This is a genomic window from Streptomyces sp. SID12501 (assembly GCF_010550245.1).
Taxonomy (GTDB): Bacteria; Actinomycetota; Actinomycetes; order Streptomycetales; family Streptomycetaceae; genus Streptomyces.
On record NZ_JAAGLU010000135.1, the window covers coordinates 1 to 934 of the forward strand.

2 protein-coding genes are annotated in these 934 nt (G+C 72.5%); both read right to left on the bottom strand.

Annotation, left to right across the window (positions count from 1 at the left end; all coding sequences use genetic code 11):
* A partial coding sequence (locus G3I71_RS44805; RefSeq protein ID WP_164324634.1) for a TetR/AcrR family transcriptional regulator occupies nt 1-490 on the bottom strand: 490 nt, incomplete at its 3' end.
* 33 nt (nt 491-523) lie between these two features.
* A partial coding sequence (locus G3I71_RS44810) for a YhgE/Pip family protein (protein WP_164324637.1) occupies nt 524-934 on the bottom strand: 411 nt, incomplete at its 5' end.

A 934-nucleotide genomic window follows, 5' to 3' on the forward strand; every position in this document is an offset into this window, starting at 1 on the left:
CGAGGCTCGCGACGGCGATCGCGCCCAGCAGCGCGGCGCCCGAGATGCCCGTGACCGTCACCGGGTCCGCGCCCTGCTCGGTGCGGACCTCGCGCAGCACGTCGCGGAAGTGCACCGCGACGTCCGACCGGATCGGTGCGAGCGCGTCGCCCCACGTGCGGTCGGTGCGGAACAGCTCGGCGGCCATGAGCTTGGCGAGCTCGGGGTTGGTCTGCAGCAGGGTCATGGTCGCGACGGCCACGGACCGCAGCGCGGCCCGGCCGGTGAGGCCGGTCCGCGCCGCGGACACCGTGTCGACGAGCCGCGTGAACCCGGTGCGCAGCACCTCGGAGAACAACGCGTCCTTGGAGTCGAAGTGGTAGTAGAGGCTGCCCTTGGCGACCTGCGCCTCCTCCGCGACCTCGTCCATCGACGCGCCGGTGATGCCGCGGCGGGCCGCCACGGTGATCGCCGCGTCCAGGATCGCCTGCCGGGTGGGTCGGCGTGCCACGGTGCCTCCTCGTCTCCGTCGGTCCGTGGTCCGCTAGACGCTCAGCTCGGGGTGGAGCCGGGCGATCGTCCACACCTTCTGCCGGCGCGCGGACCACGCGCTCACCGCGAGCGAGCCGATCAGCAATGCTGACATGACCAGCACCGCGGCCCACAGCCGCTGGTCGACGCCGCCGCCGACGAGCTCGCGCAGGCCGTCGACCACGTAGGTGGCCGGCATGAACGGGTGCAGCGCCTGGAAGAACCCGGGCGTGGTCTCGACGGGGTACGTGCCGCCCGAGGACGACAGCTGCAGCATGAGCAGCACGAGCGCCACGACGCGGCCCGCGGCCGTGCCGAGCAGCACCACGAACATCTGCTGCAGCGCGAGGAACGCCAAGGTCGTGAGCAGCACGAACGCCGCCATGGCGATCAGATGGACGGGCTGCATGCCGATGCCGAGCAC